Annotated in this window: 22 protein-coding genes and 1 pseudogene; 18 read left to right on the forward strand and 5 right to left on the reverse strand. The window is 70.4% G+C overall.

What is annotated here, in order from left to right; translation table 11 throughout:
* The first annotated feature begins 84 nt into the window (after positions 1-84).
* Entirely contained in the window at positions 85-888 is an 804-nt protein-coding gene (locus tag Nocox_RS03275; protein WP_020543442.1) for an SDR family NAD(P)-dependent oxidoreductase, read from the forward strand.
* A 25-nt stretch (positions 889-913) separates the two neighbouring features.
* Here the strand turns inward: Nocox_RS03275 and Nocox_RS03280 are convergent, their stop codons facing one another.
* Positions 914-1,906 carry an aldo/keto reductase gene (locus tag Nocox_RS03280; protein WP_026214381.1) on the reverse strand — a complete coding sequence of 331 codons (993 nt, stop codon included), beginning with the start codon at positions 1,904-1,906 and terminating at the stop codon, positions 914-916.
* Between the two features lie 89 nt (positions 1,907-1,995).
* On the opposite strand from Nocox_RS03280, the gene Nocox_RS03285 reads away from it, so the two are divergent.
* From Nocox_RS03285 to Nocox_RS03310, 6 genes are read left to right on the forward strand one after another with little or no spacing between them, the layout of a single operon-like run.
* A complete protein-coding gene (locus tag Nocox_RS03285; protein ID WP_157383077.1) occupies positions 1,996-2,595 on the forward strand; it encodes a hypothetical protein in 600 nt (199 codons plus the stop codon).
* Positions 2,592-3,656 (forward strand): ABC transporter substrate-binding protein, encoded by a 1,065-nt coding sequence (locus tag Nocox_RS03290; protein ID WP_020543445.1) that lies wholly within the window; start codon positions 2,592-2,594, stop codon positions 3,654-3,656. Before Nocox_RS03285 ends, Nocox_RS03290 begins: the two co-directional genes overlap by 4 nt.
* A gap of 50 nt (positions 3,657-3,706) precedes the next feature.
* A complete protein-coding gene (locus Nocox_RS03295; protein ID WP_246649736.1) occupies positions 3,707-4,066 on the forward strand; it encodes a YciI family protein in 360 nt (119 codons plus the stop codon).
* Positions 4,063-5,301, forward strand: coding sequence for an RNA polymerase sigma factor (locus tag Nocox_RS03300; protein ID WP_020543447.1), 1,239 nt, complete (start codon positions 4,063-4,065; stop codon positions 5,299-5,301). The genes Nocox_RS03295 and Nocox_RS03300 overlap by 4 nt, the downstream gene beginning before the upstream one ends.
* Before the next feature lie 22 nt (positions 5,302-5,323).
* On the forward strand, positions 5,324-5,878 hold the full coding sequence (locus tag Nocox_RS03305; protein WP_157383078.1) for a SigE family RNA polymerase sigma factor: 555 nt from the start codon (positions 5,324-5,326) through the stop codon (positions 5,876-5,878).
* Positions 5,875-7,002 (forward strand): TolB-like translocation protein, encoded by a 1,128-nt coding sequence (locus Nocox_RS03310; RefSeq protein ID WP_020543449.1) that lies wholly within the window; start codon positions 5,875-5,877, stop codon positions 7,000-7,002. The genes Nocox_RS03305 and Nocox_RS03310 overlap by 4 nt, the downstream gene beginning before the upstream one ends.
* A gap of 76 nt (positions 7,003-7,078) precedes the next feature.
* Here Nocox_RS03310 and Nocox_RS03315 read toward each other — a convergent pair whose 3' ends face one another.
* Positions 7,079-7,822: an MBL fold metallo-hydrolase gene (locus tag Nocox_RS03315; protein ID WP_026214383.1), complete on the reverse strand. Its 744-nt coding sequence runs from the start codon at positions 7,820-7,822 to the stop codon at positions 7,079-7,081.
* A 131-nt stretch (positions 7,823-7,953) separates the two neighbouring features.
* Between Nocox_RS03315 and Nocox_RS03320 the strand changes: the two genes are divergently transcribed.
* The 6 genes from Nocox_RS03320 to Nocox_RS03345 all read left to right on the forward strand — a co-directional run bounded on the left by Nocox_RS03320 (position 7,954) and on the right by Nocox_RS03345 (position 12,094).
* Positions 7,954-8,562, forward strand: a complete 609-nt coding sequence (locus tag Nocox_RS03320; RefSeq protein ID WP_020543451.1) for an EF-hand domain-containing protein — start codon at positions 7,954-7,956, stop codon at positions 8,560-8,562.
* A 62-nt stretch (positions 8,563-8,624) separates the two neighbouring features.
* A complete protein-coding gene (locus Nocox_RS03325; protein ID WP_020543452.1) occupies positions 8,625-9,767 on the forward strand; it encodes an ABC transporter permease in 1,143 nt (380 codons plus the stop codon).
* Positions 9,764-10,492, forward strand: coding sequence for an ABC transporter ATP-binding protein (locus tag Nocox_RS03330; RefSeq protein WP_020543453.1), 729 nt, complete (start codon positions 9,764-9,766; stop codon positions 10,490-10,492). The genes Nocox_RS03325 and Nocox_RS03330 overlap by 4 nt, the downstream gene beginning before the upstream one ends.
* A 51-nt stretch (positions 10,493-10,543) precedes the next feature.
* Positions 10,544-11,155, forward strand: coding sequence for a TetR/AcrR family transcriptional regulator (locus tag Nocox_RS03335; protein WP_020543454.1), 612 nt, complete (start codon positions 10,544-10,546; stop codon positions 11,153-11,155).
* Positions 11,156-11,165: 10 nt separating this feature from the next.
* A complete protein-coding gene (locus Nocox_RS03340; protein WP_020543455.1) occupies positions 11,166-11,819 on the forward strand; it encodes a TetR/AcrR family transcriptional regulator in 654 nt (217 codons plus the stop codon).
* Positions 11,807-12,094 carry a DUF6204 family protein gene (locus Nocox_RS03345; RefSeq protein WP_026214385.1) on the forward strand — a complete coding sequence of 96 codons (288 nt, stop codon included), beginning with the start codon at positions 11,807-11,809 and terminating at the stop codon, positions 12,092-12,094. Before Nocox_RS03340 ends, Nocox_RS03345 begins: the two co-directional genes overlap by 13 nt.
* A gap of 177 nt (positions 12,095-12,271) precedes the next feature.
* Here Nocox_RS03345 and Nocox_RS03350 read toward each other — a convergent pair whose 3' ends face one another.
* The gene (locus Nocox_RS03350; protein ID WP_219495573.1) at positions 12,272-13,687 is read right to left on the reverse strand and encodes an IS630 family transposase; all 1,416 of its coding nucleotides are present in this window, start codon (positions 13,685-13,687) and stop codon (positions 12,272-12,274) included.
* Positions 13,688-13,740: 53 nt separating this feature from the next.
* Here Nocox_RS03350 and Nocox_RS03355 point away from each other — a divergent pair, with 53 nt between their 5' ends.
* The 5 genes and pseudogenes from Nocox_RS03355 to Nocox_RS03375 all read left to right on the forward strand — a co-directional run bounded on the left by Nocox_RS03355 (position 13,741) and on the right by Nocox_RS03375 (position 18,020).
* Positions 13,741-15,030: an IS256 family transposase gene (locus tag Nocox_RS03355; RefSeq protein WP_020543074.1), complete on the forward strand. Its 1,290-nt coding sequence runs from the start codon at positions 13,741-13,743 to the stop codon at positions 15,028-15,030.
* Positions 15,031-15,109: 79 nt separating this feature from the next.
* A complete protein-coding gene (locus Nocox_RS03360; protein ID WP_051112755.1) occupies positions 15,110-15,331 on the forward strand; it encodes a hypothetical protein in 222 nt (73 codons plus the stop codon).
* A 78-nt stretch (positions 15,332-15,409) separates the two neighbouring features.
* The gene (locus tag Nocox_RS03365) at positions 15,410-16,783 is read left to right on the forward strand and encodes an AAA family ATPase (protein WP_020547992.1); all 1,374 of its coding nucleotides are present in this window, start codon (positions 15,410-15,412) and stop codon (positions 16,781-16,783) included.
* 215 nt (positions 16,784-16,998) lie between these two features.
* A pseudogene (locus Nocox_RS42760) lies at positions 16,999-17,127 on the forward strand (integrase core domain-containing protein); the annotation flags it as partial.
* A 296-nt stretch (positions 17,128-17,423) separates the two neighbouring features.
* On the forward strand, positions 17,424-18,020 hold the full coding sequence (locus Nocox_RS03375; RefSeq protein WP_211212877.1) for an HAD family hydrolase: 597 nt from the start codon (positions 17,424-17,426) through the stop codon (positions 18,018-18,020).
* A gap of 258 nt (positions 18,021-18,278) precedes the next feature.
* Here Nocox_RS03375 and Nocox_RS03380 read toward each other — a convergent pair whose 3' ends face one another.
* A complete protein-coding gene (locus tag Nocox_RS03380; protein ID WP_219495500.1) occupies positions 18,279-19,133 on the reverse strand; it encodes an HARBI1 family protein in 855 nt (284 codons plus the stop codon).
* 361 nt (positions 19,134-19,494) lie between these two features.
* Complete coding sequence (locus Nocox_RS03385; protein ID WP_157383200.1) at positions 19,495-20,331, reverse strand: transposase family protein; 837 nt, start codon at positions 20,329-20,331, stop codon at positions 19,495-19,497.
* Positions 20,332-21,003 lie beyond the last annotated feature (672 nt).

Raw genomic sequence — 21,003 nt, forward strand, 5'->3', positions numbered from 1 at the left:
GTCAGTCTGAATCGCGCCAGCCTTTTTCGTACGGCGACTCATAACGTAATGAGCACACAGCCGATCGAAATAAAGAAAATTATTATGGACCTCCAGCTTTCCGGCCGGGTCGCCATTGTCACCGGCGCTTCCAAGGGCATCGGCCTCGCCGTCACCCGCACCCTTCTCGCCGAGGGCGCCCGCGTCGTGGCCGTCTCGCGGAAGAGCGCCCCCGAACTGGAGGCGCTCGCCGGCGACCTGGTCCACGTCCCGGCCGACCTGATGGACCCGGAGGCCCCCGGGCAGATCGTGGGGCGGGCCGTGGCCGAGTTCGGCGGGCTCGACATCCTGGTGAACAACGCCGGCGGCCCGCCGCCCGGCGTGGCGCTGCCGCGCTTCGGCTTCCTCACCCCCACCGACGAGGACTGGCGGACGATGTTCGAGTTCAACCTGTTCTCGGTCGTCCGCGCGGTCCGGGCGGCCGTCCCGGCGATGCTCGCCCGGGGCGGAGGGTCGATCGTCAACGTGTCGTCGGGCAGCGCCCGCATGCCCGCCCCGATGAACGTCGACTACAACGCCGCCAAGGCCGGGCTCAACACCCTGACCAAGGCCCTGTCGGAGGAGTTCGCGCCCCAGGGCATCCGGGTCAACACCGTCTCCCCCGGCCCGGTGCGCACCGCCTGGTGGACGGAGAGCGGCGGCGCGGCCGACATCATCGCCGCCCAGGCCGGGACCGACCGCGACACCGTGATCACCCAGGTGGCGCCCGAGATGATGAAGCTGTCGACCGGCCGGCTGGTCGAGCCGCAGGAGGTCGCCGACGTGGTCGCCCTGCTCTCCTCGCCCCGCTCGGCCAGCACGACCGGCGCCGACCTCGCCGTCGACGGCGGCTTCCTCAAGCAGGTCTGACCGGCCGGGCGGGCGGGCTGCCGGGTCAGCGGCCGTCGAGGTAGGGGAGGGCGTCGCCGTAGATGTCCGGGCTGCGGTCCACCTCGCCGACGAAGTCGCCGGGGAAGCCCAGCTCGAACGTCACCGCGGACTCCAGCCGGTGGATCGCCTCCTCCGGCAGCGCCCGCGCCACGGCCGAGGCGCCCAGGTTGTCCTTGAGCTGCTCGGCGCCGCTCGTACCGAGGATCGGATGCACGCCGCGCCGCAACGCCCAGGCGAGCGCGACCTGCGACGCCGTCACGCCCAGCTCGGCCGCCACGTCCAGCACGGCCCGGACCGCGGCCCGGTCCCGCTCGCCGATGGACTCCGGCGACACCCGTGAGGCCGCCGCGCCCGGCTCGGCGTAGCGGCCGGACAGCACCCCCCGCGCGAGCACCCCCCACGCCGCCACGCTGACCCCCAGCGCCCGCGCCATCGGCAGCAGCTCCCGCTCGACGTCACGCTGGAGCAGGCTGTAGGGCACCTGAAGGCCGGCGAACGGCGTCCACCCCCGCCACTCCGCGAGCGTGTTGGCCCGGCTCACCACCCACGCCGGCGCGTCGGAGATGCCCACGTAGAGCACCTTCCCCGAACGGACCACGTCGTCCAGCGCCCGCATCGTCTCCTCGACCGGCGTGTGCCGGTCCCACACGTGCACCCACAGCAGGTCGAGATAGTCGGTACGCAGCCGCCGCAGGCTCTGCTCCAGCGACAGGACCAGATTCTTGCGGTGGTTGCCCGCCGCGTTGAGGTCGGTGCGGTCACGGGTGGGGGTGTACTTCGTGGCCAGCACGAAGCGGTCGCGGCGGCCCTCCAGCAGCTCGCCCACGACGTTCTCGCTGTCGCCGTACATCGAGGCGGTGTCCACCACGTTGCCGCCCGACTCCTCGTACAGGTCGAAGACCCGCCGCGCCTCCGGCGTCACCTGCCGGTAGGTCATCGCGCCGAGGAACAGCTCCGACACCCGCAGGCCGGTACGCCCCAGCAACCGGTAACGCATCACGCGGCCCCGCCCTTCGATCGTGATCCCGTTCTCGTCATGCCGTTCATCCTGCCGACCCTCGGCACGGGATCGATACGCTGATCGTCATGGGAGCTGGTGGTGCGTCTCTGCGGCTGGTCGATGTCACGTCGGCGTTGGAGACGACCCTGACCGCCCTGGTCGCGGCCGGCGCCGACCCGGCGTACCGCGTGGGCGGCACCGGCGCCGCCCTGCTGCAGGGCGTCCGGCTGCCCACCGGGGATCTCGACCTCCTGGTGGCCCGGCGGGAGGACGTGGACGCGTTCGCCGCCGCCCTGTCGTCCTTCCCCTGCCTCCACGCGGCGTCCTGGCTGGCCGCGAGCTCGCAGTATTTCACCCGGTACGAGGTGAACGGGGTCCACGTGGAGATCAGCACCGTCGAGCAGGAGACCGGCTCCGACGCCATGGAGTGCGTCGGCCGCGGCCCCTGGGAGCACTACGTCGTGATCCCGTGCGGCCCTCATCGCGTCCCCGTCGTACGCCTGGAGCTGCGGTTGGCCACCGAGCTGCGCCGCGACCGTCCCGACCGGTACGAACCCCTCCTCGACCACCTGGCCGCGCGCGGGTTCGACGCCGGCCTCCTGAACAGAGCCATGACCGCCCGCGGGCTGCCGGCGGAGCGCCGGCGCCTGGTCCACGACCGCCTCCACGGAGATCTCCACCCATGAACACGCGCACGGACGGCTCGGCCGTCAGGATCGGCGTCCTCGCACCGCTGAGCCCGCCCGGCTGGGTCCAGGCCGGCCGGCACCTGCTCGCCGGGCTCGAACTCGCCTTGAGCGACGTCAACGACGCCGGCGGGATCAACGGCAGGCCGCTCGAACTGGTGGTGCGCGACACCGCGGCCGATCCCGCGAAGGCGGCGGCGGCCGTGGACGAGCTCGCGGCCCTCGGCGTGGCCACCCTGGCCGGCGAGTACCACAGCGTCGTCGCCCGTTCCGCCGCCGCCCGCGCCGCCGCGATCGGCCTGCCGTTCCTCTGCTCGTCGGCGGTCCTCGACGCGCTCACCGAGGAGCAGACGGATCAGGTCGCGCGCATCGCCCCGGCGCAGTCCCACGGCTGGCGGATCTACGCCGACTTCCTCCTCGGCGCGGGCCACAGCCGGATCGCCGTGGCGGCCGACGCGAGCGTCTACTGGGCGTCCGGGACGCGGATCCTGCGCGACCACCTCACGCCGCGCGGCGGCGCGGTCGTCGAACTCGACATGAGCGCCCCCGGGGCCGTCTGCGACGAGCTGGCGGGCAGCGGCGCGACCGCCCTCCTTCTCCTGGTCGGGCATCCGGAGCCGGCGGTGTCGATCGTCAGGGCCGTACGCCGCGACCCGCGGCTCGCCGGGATCATGATGGGCGCGCCCGCCGGCCAGCCGGAGCTCGCGGCGTGGGAGGAGGCGCTGGGCGAGGACGGGGCCGCGATCCCGTTCCTGCGCTACCTGCCCGAGCGGCTCGGCCCGCTCGGCGTCCGGGTCGGGGCGGCCCTCCGCGAGCGGCTGCCCGAAGCGCCGTCCTTCGTGGCCTTCGAGGGGTACGACACGATCGCCGTGCTCGCCGAGGCGCTGCGGTCCGGCGGGGGCGCGGCCTGGCCGGACGTCGTGGTCGAAGGGACCCGGGGGACGATCCGGTTCTCCCGCGTGCCGGGCATCGGCGTCTGGCAGTGGGCGTGGCCGCCGGTCCAGGTCGTCGACCGCGACCCGGCGCGGCCCGGTAGTCTCCGGGTCCTGCACACCGGCTGAAAGATTTTCGCGGCGCCTGTCCGGAACCGGCCCGGCCGTACGTCATCAGGGTGAAGCCGAACGAGGAGAGCGTGATGAAGTACATGATGTTCGTCTGCACCGACACGGAGCCGGACACCGACACCGCCGACTACCCCGACATCGACGTGTGGGTGGCCGAGCGTGACGCGGCCGGGCAGCGGCTGCAGGGGATGGCGCTGGCGCCGGAGACCGCGGCGACCACCGTACGGGTGCGCGACGGCGAGCTGCTGGTGTCCGACGGGCCGTTCACCGAGACGAAGGAGATCATCGTCGGGTTCGACCTGCTGGAGTGCGCCGACCTCGACGAGGCGATCGAGGTCGCGCGGGCGCATCCCATGGCGAGGAGCGGCCGGTTGGAGATCCGGCCGGTGGCCGACTTCGAGCAGTGACCGCGCCTGAAGGGAGACACCCCGCCGACGCGGCCGTCGCTGAGGCGGCCGCCGAGGCGTACGCGCGGATCGTCGCGGCGCTCATCCGGATCACCGGCGACTGGACGCTCGCCGAGGACTGCGCGCAGGAGGCGCTGGCCCAGGCGTTGTCGCGGTGGCCGGAGAGCGGCGTACCCGGCAACCCGGGCGGCTGGCTGATGACCGTGGCCCGCAACCGCGCGCTCGACCAGATCCGGCGGGCGTCCGTGGAACGCCGCAAACTGCGCGAGCTGGCCCTGCTGGCGCTGACCGCGGCCACCGACGGCCCCGTGGCGGAGGAGGACGTCGTGGACGACCGGCTGCGCCTGATCTTCACCTGCTGCCATCCGGCGCTGGCGATGGAGGCCAGGGTGGCGCTGACGCTCAGGACGATCTGCGCGGTGCCCACGCGGGACGTCGCGCGGGCGTTCCTGGTCAGCGAGTCCGCCATGACCCGCCGGCTGACCCGGGCGAAGACGAAGATCGCCGACGCCCGGATCCCCTACCGGGTGCCGAGCGGGGCCGCGCTGGCCGAACGGCTGCCCGGCGTGCTCGCCGTGCTCTACCTGCTGTTCACCACCGGCTACGACGCCGACGGGGAGCCCGCGTTCGCGGCCGAGGCGATCCGGCTGGCCAGGCTGCTCGCCGGACTCATGCCCGGCGAGGGCGAGCCGCGCGCCCTGCTCGCCCTCTTCCTGCTGCAGCACTCCCGGCGCGACGCCCGCCGCGACGCGGACGGCGAGCTCGTCCCGCTCGACCGGCAGGACCGTACGCGCTGGGACCGCGCCGCGATCGCCGAGGCGAACGGCCTGCTGCGCGACCTGCGGCACACCGGCCCGTACGTGCTGCAGGCCAGGATCGCCGCCTGCCACGCCGCCGGCGACGCCGACTGGCGGACCGTCGCCCGCCTCTACGACCGGCTCGCCGCCCTCCAGCCGAACCCGGTCGTCGAGCTCAACCGCGCGGTCGCCCACGGGTACGCGCACGGCCCGCGGGCGGGCCTGGCCGTGCTCGCCGGGGCGCGTGCCGGTGGCGCGCTGGACGGTTACCCGCTCGCCCTGGCCGCCGAGGCCGACCTGACCGCCCGGGCCGGCGACCGCGCCCGGGCCGCCGGGCTCTTCCGCGAGGCCGCCGCCCGGACGCACAGCGAGGCGGAACGCCGGGCGCTGCTCGAACGCGCCGCCGAAGAAAGCCGGCGCACCGAAGCAACCTCCTGACGCGCCCGCGCATGCGGTAGGCATGCACCGTGAGATCAGAAATGTGATGGAGGACCCTCCACCACCTCCTCCCGCGACGGAAACGCCTGCGGAGGCCGCCGCCGTCGCCGAGTTGTTCAGTGAGCACCGTCTCGGCCTCGTCCGGTTCGCGTTCCTCCTGCTGGGCGACCAGGAGACGGCCGAGGACGTCGTCCAGGACGCCTTCGCCGCCGTCCACCGCCGATGGAGCCGGCTCGCCGACCGCGACCGGCTGCTGCCCTATGTCCGTACGGCGGTGCTCAACGGCTGCCGCGCGGTTCATCGCCGTCGTGCCGTCGCCCGGCGGTTCGGCGTCGAACGGGAGGCGCCGTTCTGGTCCGCCGAGACCCAGGCTCTGCTGGGCGAGACCCGGCGGGAGGTGTTCGCGGCGGTGCGCGGCCTCTCCCGCCGCCGGCGGGAGGCCGTGGTGCTGCGTTACTACCTCGGCCTCTCCGAGGCGGAGACGGCCGAGGTCATGGGGGTCAGCCGCGGCACCGTGAAGTCCACGGTGTCCCGCGCGCTCGACGCGCTCGCCGGGAAACTCAAGGAGGGTCGATGACCGAGCGGATCGAACAACGGCTCCGGGACGCCTTCGCCGCCGGCGCGGAGCTCGTACGCGCGGAGACGCTGCGCCCGGCGGACACCGTCCTGCGGCCGGTGGCCCGGCCGCGCCCCGTGCTCGTCCTGGCCCCGGTGATGGCCGCGCTGGCCGTGGTCGTGATCGGGTTCGCCGTCGTGGCCGGGTTCGGCGCCCCGCCTCCGGTGGTTCCGGGGGAAGGCGGCCCGTCGTCCGGTCCGCGTTACCTGCTGACGGCGGGGGCGGACGGCCTGACGGTCCGCGACGCCCGCGACGGCAGGATCACCGACCGGGTCACGCTGCCGTCGCCCCCCTCGGGCATCACCCGCGCTCCCGGCGGCTACCTGCTCACGGGGACCGGACGGGGCACGACGTTCTACGTCGCGAGGAGCGTGACCTCGCGTACGACGGCGGTGAGCACCACGTGGTTCCACCGGCTGCGGGTGGACGACCGGGGGAAGGTCGCCGAGGTGATGCGGGACGTGATCGCTCCCGTGACCGGTGACGCCGTCAGCTCCATCGCGACGACGGACGACGGCGCCCGCCTGGCCTACAGCCTCGACGGCAGGGTGTGCGGCACGGGCAGGACGCTGCGTTTCTGCCCCGGCGCGCGGCTCGTGGTCGCCGACCTGCCCGCCGGGACGACCCGCTCCTGGACGACGAACGCCGCCGGCGCCATCTGGAGCCTGTCGTGGGCCGCCGACCGCCGCACGCTCGGGTTCGCGGCCGGGACGGACGTGCGCGTGCTCGACACGGCCGCCGCCGGCGCGTCGCTGAGGAACAGCCGCACCGTGGTGCGCGACGTGGGCACCCCGACCGGCGTGGCGATCAGCCCGGACGGCCGTACGATCCTGGTCGGCGGCGCCACGTCCCCCCGGTCGGGGCGTTACGCGATCGCGGAGCACTCCGTGCCGGACGGCAGGAGGATCCGCACGGTGTTCAGCGCGGACCACTCCGGGAACACCGCGGCCCGGTGGGAGCTCATCCGCTACGACGCCACCGGCCGGCACCTGCTGGTGAAGGGCAACCTCCATCCGCTGACCAGAGTGGACGGCGGCCACGCCACCTCCCTGGGCGAGGGGGAGGAGCTCGTGGCGGCCTGGTGACCGGCGGCGCGCCGGACGGCTACCGTCGCTGCCCACTTGTGGCTGCGGCGCGTCCGCGTCGCCCACTGGGAGCCGCTCACGTCCCGACAGGGATCGTGAGCCCTTCCTCGGCGGCCAGCACGACGCCGCCGAAGGCGGATCGAGCCGCGGCCACGGCGGCGTCCCGGTCGTTGCCCGGCCAGAAGTGGGTGAGCATCAGCCGGCGGGCGCCCGCCCGGCCGGCCCAGTGACCCGCCTCGGCGGAGGTCATGAGGTTGCGCGTGGGGCGACCGGTCTCGCCGTCCCGGTCGGTGGCCTCGACGATGAACAGGTCGGCGTCCCGGCCGAGCGCGGCCAGCAGGGGAGTCGGCCCGGTGTCCCCGGAGTAGGCCAGGGCGACCCCGTCGGCCTCCAGGCGGATCCCCGCGTTGGGCACGTAGTGCGGGAGCGACAGCCCGGTCAGGTCGAAGGGGCCGAGCCGGTGGCTGCCCGGCAGCGGATGCACGTCGAAGACCGCGCGCAGGTCCACGTCGGGCTCCAGGCCGCCGATGCGGTCGAGCACGCCCGGCGGGCAGTACAGCGGCAGCTTCGGCCCGCCGGGGTCGCCGTAGTAGCGCATCCGGAACAGCCCGTGCAGGTCGACGCAGTGGTCAGGGTGTTCGTGGGTGATGACGACGGCGTCCGGTGCGCCGTCCGGCCAGTGCGCGAGCAGCCGGGGCAGCGTGGCGTAGCCGAGGTCGAGCACCAGGCGGAAACCGTCCCAGTCCACCGCGAAACCGCTGCAGGCACGGCCTGGTTCGGGATAGGCGCCACAACTGCCGAGCACGGTGACCTGTCGCATCCGCCCAGAATGTCAGAGCGGCCGGGCCGCCCGCGTGACTCGCGTGACAGATCCATCACTCATCCGACTATGGTCACGATCAGTGACCTATCGACAGCATTGAGTCTCCATGCGAAAGAACGGAGGCGAATGTGGCCAGTGAGTTCCAGCGTAAGAAGGTCGGCGGAGTCTTCAGGGCGATGGACGTGGACGGCGACGGCCTGCTGACCGAGGCCGACTTCCAGGCGCTCGCCCGCCGCTGGACGGCCGTCGCGGGGTCCGCCGGCCCGGAGCGGCTGGCCGCCGTCATGACCGGGTGGTGGCCGGTGCTCCGCGCCGCCTCCGGTCCCGGCGACTGGGTCTCCCTCGACGAGGTGCTGCGCGTCGTGGAGGGGCTCGGCGACCTGGCCGACGCCGTCTCCGGCACCGCCGACGCCATGTTCGAGGCCATCGACCTCGACGGCGACGGCCTCATCTCCCGCTCCGAGTACGGCGTGCTCATCGAGACGTGGAACGGGGCCCCGGCGGGGACCGACGAGATCTTCCCGCGCCTCGACCTGGACGGCGACGGCCGCCTCACCCGCGACGAGTTCCGCGTCCACTGGACGGAGTTCTGGGCCGGCGACGACCCGGACGCTCCCGGCAGCTATGTCTTCGGCGCGCTGCTGGACCAGCCCGAAGCCTTTCGTGGTGGGGTGGCCGGAGGCGCGGTGCCGGATCCCGACTTGGTGTTGGTATGTTTACCAACGGCGCGTCGGTAAGTTTGCCGCGCCCGTCCGTCTCCGTGACATCCCTCCATGAAATCCCTCCGTGAAGGAGTGCCATGTTCCTGGCCTGGCGCGAGCTGGTCTTCGCCCGCGCACGTTTCGGCCTGATGGGCGGGGTCGTCGCCCTCATCGCGATCCTCGTCGTCCTGCTGTCCGGCCTCTCCTCCGGGCTCGTCAACGACGGCGTCTCCGGGCTCCAGCGGCTGCCCGTCACCGCGTTCGCCTTCGCCGAGGGCACCAAGACCGACTCCGCCTTCTCCCGCAGCACGGTCAACGTGAGCCAGGCCGCGACGTGGAAGGGCCGTTCCGACGTCGGCGACGCCACGCCGTTCGGCAACATGCTGGTCAACGCCAAGGCCACGACCGCCGCCGGCACGCAGGTGCCGATCGACCTCGCGCTGTTCGGCGTCGAGCCCGGCTCGTTCCTCGCGCCCGACGTCTCCGACGGCGCCGGGCTCGGCGACCCCGACGGGATCGTGGTCAGCCAGACCGTCCTGGACGAGGGCCTGGCCGTCGGCGACACCGTCGTCATCGACCGCCTGGGCACCCGGCTCAAGGTCGTCGGCACCACCGGTGACCAGCGCACCTTCGGGCACGTGGACGTGGCGTACCTGCCGCTGCGCTCCTGGCAGCAGGTGCACGCCGGCGCCGGTCCGGACGACCAGGTGCGTGAGGGGGCGTACGAGGAGGCCACGGCCATCGCCCTGCGCGCCCGGGACGGGAACGTGATCGACCTCGCCGGCGGCGACGCCGCCGCGGGCACCACGAGCATGACGCTGGAGGACTCCTTCAGCGCCTCACCCGGCTACTCCGCCGAGACCTCCACGCTCACGCTCATCCAGGTCTTCCTGTACGCGATCTCCGCGCTCGTCGTCGGCACGTTCTTCACCGTGTGGACGATCCAGCGCAAGCACGAGCTCGCCGTCATCCGGGCCATGGGCGCCTCCACCGGCTACCTCATGCGGGACACGATGATCCAGGCGACCGTCATCCTGGTCGTGTCCACCGGCGTGGGCTTCCTGGCGGGAGTGGGTGGCGGCACGCTGCTCACCACGACGCCCATGCCGTTCGCGCTGGAGGCAGGTCCCCTCGTCCTCGCCGCCCTGCTCCTCGTCGGCCTCGGCCTCGCCGGCGCCGCGGCGGCCGTGGGCCGCATCGTCCGCGTCGACCCGCTCGCAGCCCTGGGAGGGCAGAGATGACCACCAGCTCCACGACCCCGCGCCCTGACTCCCGCCGGCCCCGTGCCGAACGGGAAAGCAGCGGCCTGCTGGTGGAGGGCGTCACCCTGTCCCTCGGCGACGGCGACGCCACGGTCACCGCGCTCGACGACGTCCACCTCGACGTGGCGCCCGGCGAGTTCGTCGCGATCGTCGGGCCGTCCGGCTCCGGCAAGTCGAGCCTGCTCGCCGTCGCCGGCGCGCTCACCACGCCTGACACCGGCCGCGTCCTGCTCGACGGCGTCGACATCTCCCGGGCGAGCGCCCGCGAGAAGGCGCGCCACCGCCGCGAGAGGATCGGGTTCGTCTTCCAGTCCGGCAACCTCATCCCGGCCCTCACCGCGCTCGACCAGCTCCGCTTCGCGCTCGACGTGGCGGGCAGGCGCGCGGGCGACGGGTACGACCCGCGAGAGCTGCTGGAGAGCGTCGGCATGGGGCACCGCGCCGGGCACCGCCCCCACCAGTTGTCCGGCGGCGAGCGGCAGCGCGTGGGCATCGCCCGCGCGCTCGTCACCCGGCCGGCCGTCCTGCTCGTGGACGAGCCGACCGCCGCGCTCGACCGCGCCCGCAGCGACGACATCGTCACGCTGCTCGCCCACGAGACGCACGAGGCGAACGTCGCGACGATCATGGTCACCCACGACCACGACGTGCTCCACCACTGCGATCGCGTCCTGTCGATGGTGGATGGGAGACTGTCGGAGTAGAACGACTGTGGGGCCTGTCGGAGCAGGCCGATCACGGGGGGAGGAGGGCAGGTGCCGCGCATCCGGGCGTCGACCGTCGCCGAGCATCGGGCCGTCCAGCACCGGGCGCTGCTCGACGCCGCCAGGGAGATCCTCGCCGAGACCGGCCGGCCGCCGACGCTCACCCTGGTCGCGGCGCGCGCCGGGCTGGCCAGGCCCAGCCTCTACCAGTACTTCCGGTCGTCGGAGGACCTGCTCAACGCGTTGGTGGAGGACGTCTTCCCCCGCTGGTCCGCCCGGGTCGCCGCCGCCATGGAGGCCGCGGCGACCCCCGGCGACCGCGTGCTCGCGTACGTGCTGACCAACTTCGAGCTCATCACCGAGGGCGAGCACGCGCTGGCGACCGCCCTCGCGGAGGTCGCGCCGGGCGACAAGGTCGCCGAGCAGAGCCGCGCCATGCACCAGCACCTCCTGGAGCCGCTGGTGGAGACCCTGCGCCGGCTCGGCGTCCCCACGGTGCCCGAGACGGCGGAAATGATCAACGCCATCGTGTTCGCGGGCTCCCGGCTGATCGAGTCCGGCACCGACCTGCAGACCGTATGGGCGTCGGCGCGGGCCTTGCTGGAGCCGTTCGTCCGCGCCTCGGCCGAATTGCAGTCGACTCCAAGTATGGAGTCGGCTTAAAGTTCTCCCCATGTCCGAAGGGCTACGGGAACGCAAGAAACGCGAGACCCGGCGGCACATCAGGGAGACCGCCATCGCGCTGTTCGTCGAGCGGGGCTTCGAACACGTCACGATCGCCGAGGTCGCCGCCGCCGCCGGAGTGTCGGCCAACACCGTCTACAACTACTTCGAGACGAAGGAGAACCTCGTCCTGCCACCGGACGAGGCGTCCCCCCAGCGGCTCGCCGACATGGTGCGCGGCCGTCGCCCCGGCGAGGCCGCCGTACCGGCCGTGCTGCGCCCCCTGCGCGACGGGGTGCGCCGCCGCGACCCCGGTCTCGGCCTGACCGACGGATTCGGCCGCGTCTTCGAGATGATGCGGGCCGCGCCCACGCTGACGGCCCGGCTGGAGGACCTCGGCCGGCAGATGACCGACGCGCTCGCCGCCGTACTCGCCGAGGAGACCGGCGCCTCCCCCGACGCCCCGCTGCCCCGCGTGGTGGCCTGGCAGACCGGCGCCCTGCACGCACTCGTGTACACCGAGATCGGCCGGCGCACGGCCCTCGGCGAGGAGCCGGACACCATCGCCGCCGCCGTCGTCGGCATCCTCGACGCCGCCGAGGACCTGCTCGCCGGCGACATCCTCACCTACGCCGTCAGAAAGGACACCCAGTGTTCCGAGTGATCATCTCCGGCCGGTTCGGCGACCTCGACGAGGCCGGGCGCGCCGCCGTACTCGCCGCGTCCGAAGCGGCCTTCACCGAACAGGGCGCCTTCACCCACGACGGCACCCTGTCGTCGTTCACCTTCCGCTGCCAGATGCCCGCCGGCCCGGACGACGATGAGCAGGACGCCACCCGGCGAGCCCTCGCCGCCCTCGACGCCTACTGTCAGACGTATGACGTCCTGCGGGTGGCGGTGACCGACATGCGCACCATCAAGCCGCGCCGCCGCCCCTGACTTCGACTGGGATCCTTTTAGGAGTACACTTTTAAGAACTGTACTCCTAAAAGATTGAAGCGCGCCATGACGTTGCCGCGGCCATCGGACATGTTCGACCGCGAGTGGGAGTGGGAGCAGCTTTCGCGGTTCGTCGCCAATCAAGCTAAGTGGTTCGCGCTGTAAATCCTTCTGGGGTTATGCGGCGGGGTTCAGTACGGCAGGCTGATGGTCGCAGCCGGTGGGCTGCTGGGAGTTGCGCTCTTTCTGTTCGTGTCGCTCGATCCGGGCCAGCAGGTCCTCGAGGTCGGCCGGGGTGAACTTCCATCTGAAGGGCCGGGCGGTCTCGTTGTAACGACGCTCGAAGGCGATCAGCCGGTGTTCGACCTGGTCAAGGCTGGTGAAGTCGTTGGGTGTGACGACTTTGCGCTGCACGATGGAGAAGTAGATCTCGATCTGGTTGAGCCACGAGGCATGCACGGGCGTGTGCACCATGACCGCGTTGGGGAAGCGTGCGGTGAGCCGGTCGGCGGCGGCTTTGCCACGATGGCTGGAACCGTTGTCGACGATCCAGAACACGCGCTTGGCCGAGGCGTAGGGCTCTTGGGTCATGACCTGGGTGACCAGGTCCATGAACGGGACGATCCCGGTCTTGGCCGAGCAGCGGCCGAACACGCGAGCGGCGTGGACGTCGTAGGCGGCCAGGTAGGCCAGCGCACCACCGCGCTCGTAGTCGTGGTTGACGCGCATCATCCGTGCTATGCCCGGGGGCAGGGTGGGGTGGCAGCGGCAGCGGGCTTGAATGGAGGTCTTCTCATCGGCGCTGATGACGTACTCATCGTCGCCGAGCGCAAGGTCGTCCCAACGGCGCGCGTATAAGTCGAGCACGCGAGCAGCCTTGTCGGCGAAGTGAGGGTCGCGGATGAAGATCCACGATTGATGCCGCCACGGTCTGAGCGTGTCCTCGGCCAGAATCCGGCGCACCGTGGAGGCCGAGATCGCCGCTGCCAGGCTGCGGGTGACGGCCTCGCGCGCCAGTTCGGGGCAGCTCCAGCGCGACAGCGGCGCGCCGGTCTCGGCCGGGAGTTGGCAGGCCAGTGCCTTGATCTCGGCGCGCTGGAGCGGGCTGAAGGCAGGTGGCCGGCCGGAGCGGGGCCGATCGGTCAGGCTCTTGATGCCATCCTGGCTGCGGTAGCGTCCCCGCCATAACCGCACGGTGTCCACCGTCACCCCGCGACGCTGGGCGATCTTGTTGTTGGAGTAGCCATGCGCGGCATCCAGGATGATCTGGACTCGGACCACGAGCTGGTAGGCAGCGGTGTGGGAGTAGGCGATCTTCTTAAGCCGCTGCCGTTCGGCGGCGGTCAGCGTGATCAAGCGAGCGCGACAGCGGGGCACCGAGATCTTTCTCCAGTCGATCTTCACGAATGACCCGCCGACTTTGCCCGGCATGTGCCAGTGTGTGCACGCCTGACACGCCTGCACGGCAAGATGGCGGTCATGCCCGCGATCCCCGCCTCGACCAAGACCTCGCTGGACCAGCGGCTCACGCTGCAGAGCAATGCTTGAGATCTGTGGATCGCCGGGAAAGGGGTGTACCTTCCCGGTGATCATGTGATTCCACCAAGCATGACCGACGCGCCAACGTCGGCCGGAAAGGCACACCCGTGCTCACCGTAGTCCCTGATCCCGCCAGCGGCGACCGCGCCGCCACCACCCCCGCCCCGACGCCGGCGCTCATCGACGAGCTGGTCCGCGAAGGTGCCCGCCGGATGCTCGCTGAAGCGCTCAAGGCCGAGGTCGACGCCTACATCGCCGCTTTCGCCGACGAGCGCGACGAGGCCGGCCGCCGCCTGGTCGTGCGCAACGGCCACCACCAGCCCCGCACCGTGCTGACCAGCGCGGGCGCGATCGAGGTCCAGGCCCCTCGGGTCAACGACAAGCGCATCGACGAGACCACCGGCGAGCGGCACCGGTTTTCCTCGGCGATCCTGCCGCCGTGGTGCCGCAAGAGCCCGGCCATCACCGAGGTGCTGCCGCTGCTCTACCTGCACGGCCTGTCCACCGGCGATTTCGTCCCCGCGCTGGGCCAGTTCCTCGGCTCGAGCAGCGGGCTGTCGGCCCCGGTCATCACCAAGCTCACCGAGCAGTGGAAAGCCGAACAACGCGCCTTCGCCGCCCGCGACCTGTCCGGTGTCGACTACGTCTACCTGTGGGCCGATGGCATCCACGTCAACATCCGGCTGGAGGAGCACAAGCTGTGCCTGCTGGTGCTGATCGGGGTGCGCGCCGACGGCCGCAAGGAACTCGTCGCGCTGACCGACGGCTACCGCGAGTCGGCCGAGTCCTGGGCGGATCTGCTGCGTGATTGCGCCCGACGCGGCATGCGCGCCCCGGTGCTCGCCATCGGCGACGGCGCGCTCGGTTTCTGGTCGGCGCTGTCGGAGGTGTTCCCGCAGGCCAGAGCACAGCGCTGCTGGTTTCACAAGATCGCCAACGTGCTCGGGGCGCTCCCGAAGTCGGCCCACCCCGGCGCGAAGAAGGCGCTGGCCGAGATCTGGAACGCCGAGGGCAAGGACCACGCCCTGGCCGCGGTCACCGCCTTCGAGGCCGCCTACGGCGCCAAGTTCCCCAAGGCCGCCGCCAAGATCACCGACGATGTCGAGGAACTGCTGGCCTTCTACGACTACCCGGCCGAGCACTGGCGGCATCTGCGCACCACCAACCCGATCGAGTCGACGTTCGCCACCGTCCGGCACCGCACCAAGGTCACCAAGGGCCCCGGCTCCCGCGCCGCCGGCCTGGCCATGGCCTTCAAGCTGATCGAGTCCGCCCAACGGCGCTGGCGCGCGGTCAACGGCGCCCACCTGGTCGCCCTGGTCCGCGCCGGAGCGGTCTTCATCGACGGCAAGCTCGTCGAACGCCCCGCTGAATCACCCGTCCCGACAGCCGCCTAGGAACTCACAATCCACAGGTCTTGACTATTGCTCCACGCTGCACGCCAACGAGCACTGGCCGCAACTGGTCACGGTCCACGTGCGCTACCACGGCCAGTTCGCCTACGTTGAAGGACAGCTCACCGACGGCGGCACGCTGCCCCTGATGCGGCTGCGTTACGGGGGCTCGGCCACCTACTGGGGGCTGGCCATCCACACCCCCAGCAACGACCGCTACGAGGCCGCACCCTGGTTCAGCGGCACCCCTCAGGACGCCCTGGACCTGGTCTGCGATCTCTACGTCACCAGCATCGACTCCTGACGCTGAAGCACGATCAGTCTCGGCCCGTCAACCCCCGAGAGACTTCCAGGCGGCACCACTAAGGGTGCCACGCTCGGCGTGGTCTCCGGACGACGTCGGCAGGGCAAGACCTTCCTGCTGGAAGCCGTCTGCGAGGCGACCGGCGGCTTCTACTACGCCGCCACCGAGGCCGTGCCCAGGGCGGAGGCGCTGCGCCAACTCGGGGAGGCCGTCTCCGCGTTCGCCGGGACGCCGGGACGGGTCAGATTCGAGAACTGGGAGGAGGCGATCGACGGCCTGCTCTCCCTGGGTGCTGAGCGAACCGTCCCTGTCGTCCTGGACGAGTTCCCCTACCTGGTGCGCGACGCCAAGGACTTGCCGTCGGTCATCCAGAAGGCTCTGTCGCCACGTCGCGAGCAGCGGGGGCTGTCCAGGTCACGTCTGCTGCTGTGCGGGTCGTCGCTCTCCTTCATGGGCGGCCTGCTCTCCGGTCAAGCGCCGCTACGTGGGCGGGCGGGGCTTGAACTGGTGGTGCCCACCTTCAACTTCCGTCTGGCCGCCGAGTTCTGGGGGCTGGCGGCCGAGCCTCGGCTGGCGGCCCTGGTCTACTTCGTCGTCGGCGGCACCCCCGCCTACCGCACCGAGTATCTGGCCGGGGCCGCCCCGGCGAGCCTGGCCGACTTCGACCGCTGGGTCATCGAGTACGTTCTCAACCCGGCCAGCGCTCTTTTCCGCGAGGTGCGTTTCCTGCTCGCCGAGGACCCGACCCTGCGCGACACCGGCCTGTATCACACGGTCCTGGCCGCGGTCGCCGAGGGCAACGCGACCCGCAGCGGCATAGCGGGCAGAATCGAGCGCAAAGCCGTCGACATCTCCCATCACCTGACCGTGCTGGAGGACGCCGGCCTCTTGGTGGCCGACCCGGACGCCTTCCGCCGGAACCGCTCCGAGTACCGGATCACCGAGCCGCTTGTCCGCTTCTATCACGCGATCATGCGCCCCTACTGGGCACAGTTGGAACGGGTGAGGCAGGGGCGTACCGGGCGGATCTGGCGTGCGGCCCAGCCTCGCTTCCGCAGCAACGTGGCGGGACCGGTGTACGAGCGAATGTGCCGTGTGTGGTGCCAGGACTTCGCGTCCGAGGAGACGCTGGGCGACATGGCCGGAAGCGTCCAGTCCGGGGTAATCCACGACGCCACCACCCGCACGAGCCACGAGGTGGACGTCGCGGTCCGCAACCCCGACGGCGCACTGCTGGCCATCGGAGAGGCCAAGTGGGGGGATGTCATGGGGCTCGGGCACTTGGAACGGCTGGAGCGGCTGGCGGCGCTACTCGCGGCCAGGGGCGAGGAGCCGGGGCGGCTGCTGCTGTTCAGCGGGACGGGGTTCATGCCTGCGCTGCAGGAGGCCGCTGCACGCAGCGGTGGGCGGGTGCAGTTGGTGGGGTTGGAGCGGCTGTACACCGGTTCGTGACCTTGGGTGCGACGTGTACGTTGCGCGATACCACTCATTGACGCTTCCCCTGGTCAGGCCGTTGCGGGCCGATGGGACCTTTCCGGTGTGACGATCGAGTACGGTCCGTTGACGCGGCATACCGTGCTGGGGCCGGGAACAGGTTGGGAACACGTCTTCGACGTGATGGAAGCCTTCGGGCGGCAATTCGGGCCAAGCGCTGGCCGTCGGCGCGCGAGGCCCGCCTGGCCGTCTTCAAGTGGATCACCCGCTACAACACCCGAAGGAGACACTCCACCCTCGGCTACCTCAGCCCTATCGACTACGAGCAGCAAACCACCGATAAGGTGCTGCTCGCCGTATAACACCCCGTGTCCACACTTCGGGGCGAGCCCCCGCCCTCATTTGCTGCCGCCGACTCACCAAATGAGTCACCGTCTTAATGGCCCGCTAATGGCCCGGCCATCAAGGCACTGCCAGTCACTCCGGCTCGGTACGGAGAGAAGCCAACTATGCGATCATGCCGGCGGCGCGCAGCTGCTCGGCGGGGCAGATTACGAAGCACAGTCCACCCCTGGTCGCATGGAGCCGGGTAAAGGCTCAGTAGGATGTGTTCCCGCTCGGTACGATGCACTCACGGCGGAAGAAGGCGATCATTCCCGTGCTGTCCCAGCTTGTTCCGCATGATACGGACTGCCTGCTCTTCGACTGGGACGGCACACTTGTAGACAGCCAAAGCGCCAATTACCGTGCGATGGCCACGGCGTTGTCCCAGGTCGGGGTGGAACTGGAGGAATCCTGGTTCGGCGCCAGGACTGGGCTCTCCTCAGCAGAGATGATCAATGCCCTGATTCGGGAACGCAGCCTGACCTTGCCCGTGACCGTGCAAGAAATCGTCACTCATCGCGACGAGCTCTTTCTCGAAGAGGCCCACCGCGTTCAGGCTCAACCGGCTCTGCTCGACATCGTCAACACCTGGTATGGTCGCCTGCCGATGGCCGTCGCCTCCGGCGGTTCCCGCAGCATCATCCTGGAGACCATGCGGCATCTGCCGTATGCGTCGCGCTTCACCACGGTGGTCACTCGCGAGGATGTCAAGCGCGGTAAACCGGCGCCTGACATCTTCCTGCTGGCCGCACACCGACTGGGGGCGGTTCCCGAACGGTGCACCGTCTATGAGGACAGCGACGAAGGCATCGTCGCCGCTGCGGCCGCGGGCATGACCGTCATCGATGTCCGTCCCTACACAGGGCGGTAGCCATGCCGGGGATCGTCAACGGCCGGGATGGAGAGCAGGTCAGCCTCTGGCACCCTGTCACTCGCCACCTGTACCCCGACTGTCCCCGTCATGACGTAGAGCTCGATCTCCGCTTGGTCGCGTAGCCGGGCATAGCCAAGTTCGATGGACGGCGGTCCCTCCTCCCATTCGCCGAACCACTCCGTCAGGTAAACGGATCGGTATTGCTGAGAGCCGAGGTCGATCAGCGGGAGGCCGGATTGAGCCAGTGAGTCGTTCTCAGTAACCGAAGATCGCGTTGTGTGATGCCGATATGGTCCAATCGTGCTCGCGGTGCAGTAGCACGAGTGCGGCTCGGACGATCTGCCCGATGCGCCAGGGGTCGAGGCTGACTCGGCGCAGAGCCTTGAAGGTGACGGTGAGCAGGGCGTTCGCGCGTTCGCCGACGCCGCGCAGGCCCCGCAGCAGCTTGTTGTAGGTGTGCTGGTCGTCGCTGAGTATGGCCTGGCCGCGCTTCTTCTTCACCGGCACCCGGATGACGTCGGCGGCGCCTTCATATCCCAGGTCGGCCAGGGCCGGCACCGTGTCCCGCGCGGTGGCCAGGGTGGCGATGATGCCGTGGGTGCGGGCGCAGGTCATGTCATGTTCGCGGCCGGGGCGTACGTCGGAGACCCACAACGGCCAGCCGTCCGGGGCGGAGATCACCTGGATGTTGCCGCCGTGGTGCTTGTGTTTGCCCGACCACCACAGGTCGGCGCCGTTCGGGCCGGGCGTGGCGACGCGGTCGGTGGCGATGACGATGCCGTCGAGGTTGACGTGAGTCAGGCCCGTGTCGGCTGCGCTGTCGAGCACCTGCCGCAGGCCGGGGGCGTGGGCTGCCAGGACGTCGATGCCTTCGTGCAGGTAGCGGTAGGCGGTCTTGCGGCTGATGTGGTGGTCGGTGGCCAGTTGCTTGATCCGGGTGTTGTCGAGGAACCAGCGAAGGATCAAGACTGCCTGGGCGAAGCAGCCCAGCGCCCGGCGTCCTTTGCGGGTGCCGCGACGGCGGCGTTCAGTGTGCAGCAGGGCGGCCAGGAACAGCACAGTCTCGCGACGTACGTCGAGGGTCGCGGTGTATGTGACACTAGTGGGCACGTGAAGCCTCTGGTTCTGAAGTTGATCTCTAGTCAAGACCACTTCTACCAGGGGCTTTACGCTTGCTGATCACTAGGTTGGCTTGCCGGGTCCAAGGAGATCACGCACAGCAACTGTTCGTTACCGACAACGGCTCAGTCTCCGCTCTCGCGCCGCCTCGCTGATCGCGTCCTTATTCCAGGACATGCCGACGAACCTGATGATGAGTGCGCCGATTACGGAGAAGCGAAGTGTTCGATCCGCCTGCACCAACATGGCCGTCGCTCCCACATGGCCGCCGCTCCAATGGTGGCGAATAGGAGACTACCGCGCAGCACGCCGAGATCCATGAGCTCGGGAAACGTCAGGCATTGACGTGATCTCAGCGAATAGCTGGTAGGTAGTCGTGCTCGAAATGGGTGAGGACAAGGGCTGCGCGGGCGATGTCGCCGATTCTGCTGGGGCTGACGGTGATGTGCTGCAGGGTCCGCCACCGGCCTTTGAGCAGGGCGAACCCGCGTTCGCCGAGACAGCGCAGAGCGCGTAGGAGCCGGTTGTAGGTGCGGTTGTCCGGGCTGAGGATCTGGTTTCCCTCGGGCTGCCTGATCGGTGTATGGACGCCGATCCCTGCGCCGTCGTAGCCACTGTCGGCGAGGGTGGGCAGGCCGGCTGCGGCTGCGGCGTACAGCGCGCCCAGCACGTGGGTGCGGGCGGCGGTCAGATCGTGCACCGAGCCGGGCTCGACCTCAGCGACCCACAACGGCAGGCCGTCGGGTGCCGAGAGAGCTTGCAGCTTGCCAGCGTGCTGGTGGGCCTTGCCGGAGTGCCAGGCGTCGATGAGTTCGCCCTTGACGCTGAGCCTCTGCTCGGCGCAGCGGTCGATGCCGATCAGAGTGCCGTCGAGGATCACATACGCCAGCCCGTCGGTGTGGGCGCGGTCGAGGGCTTCGTGTAGATCAGGGGCTTGAGCTGCAAGGACGTTGATCCCCTCGTGAATGTAGCGGTAGGCGGTGGCGCGGGAGACGCGGTGGTCGCGGCCGAGTTTGGGGATGTCGTGCTCACCCCGGAACCAGCGCAGGATCAGAACCGCCTGCCAGAACGGGGTCAGGGCGCGGCTGCCCTTGGGGGTGCCGAGCCGTCGTCGTTCGTCCCGCAGTGAACGGGCAACGTGGTGAACCACCGCGCGGGAGACGTCGAGCATGGCACGATGAGCAATCACGTGGAGCCTTTCGGCGATGGTGCTTTCTTGTGGTGAGAACTCATCTATCGGAGGCTCCACGTCTGTCTCCGGCCTTCGACGACTTCTCCCGGAAGGCCCGAAACGCCACCATCGACGTCCCGGACATCCCTCATCGTCCGATTTATTTCCCTGAGATCACCTCAGTGAAGCGCGAGAACGATGATTGCAATGTTGACGAACGGAGCCAACGCTGCACCAGCGCGGCAATTTGATCAGCCATTCGAGTAGCAAGCCCGCGAGGAAAGGCGCAAGGAGCATCACATTTGAGCCTGTGAAGTCGTCCTCCGGACCGTAGAGGTGGATGTAGACCTCCATCAGCCCGATTGCGCTCTTCCCGCGATTGCGGCCCGGCATAAGGCGTTCATGTGCGGATTGTAGGTCTTGAGAAGTCTTCAGTGCCCAGCCCAATGGCCCAGGCAGCACGGAGAGTTCCACGCAATCCGGTGGTCCAGGGCTGAGGAACGAAGCCCTGGACCTTCGATCGCCGCCGACCATCTATGGCGACCGGCCACGATGTGGCGATCGTAAGGGCTGCATCCGTGCGGCGGCGTGGCACCCCTGGTCGGCGCGTTCGGTAAGTGCGGCGTGGCCGGCGTGCGGCGCGCGGCCCGGTGTCCCGCCGCCGTCCGGGACCGGCCCCCAGGCCGCACG

This window comes from Nonomuraea coxensis DSM 45129, from assembly GCF_019397265.1.
GTDB lineage: Bacteria > Actinomycetota > Actinomycetes > Streptosporangiales > Streptosporangiaceae > Nonomuraea > Nonomuraea coxensis.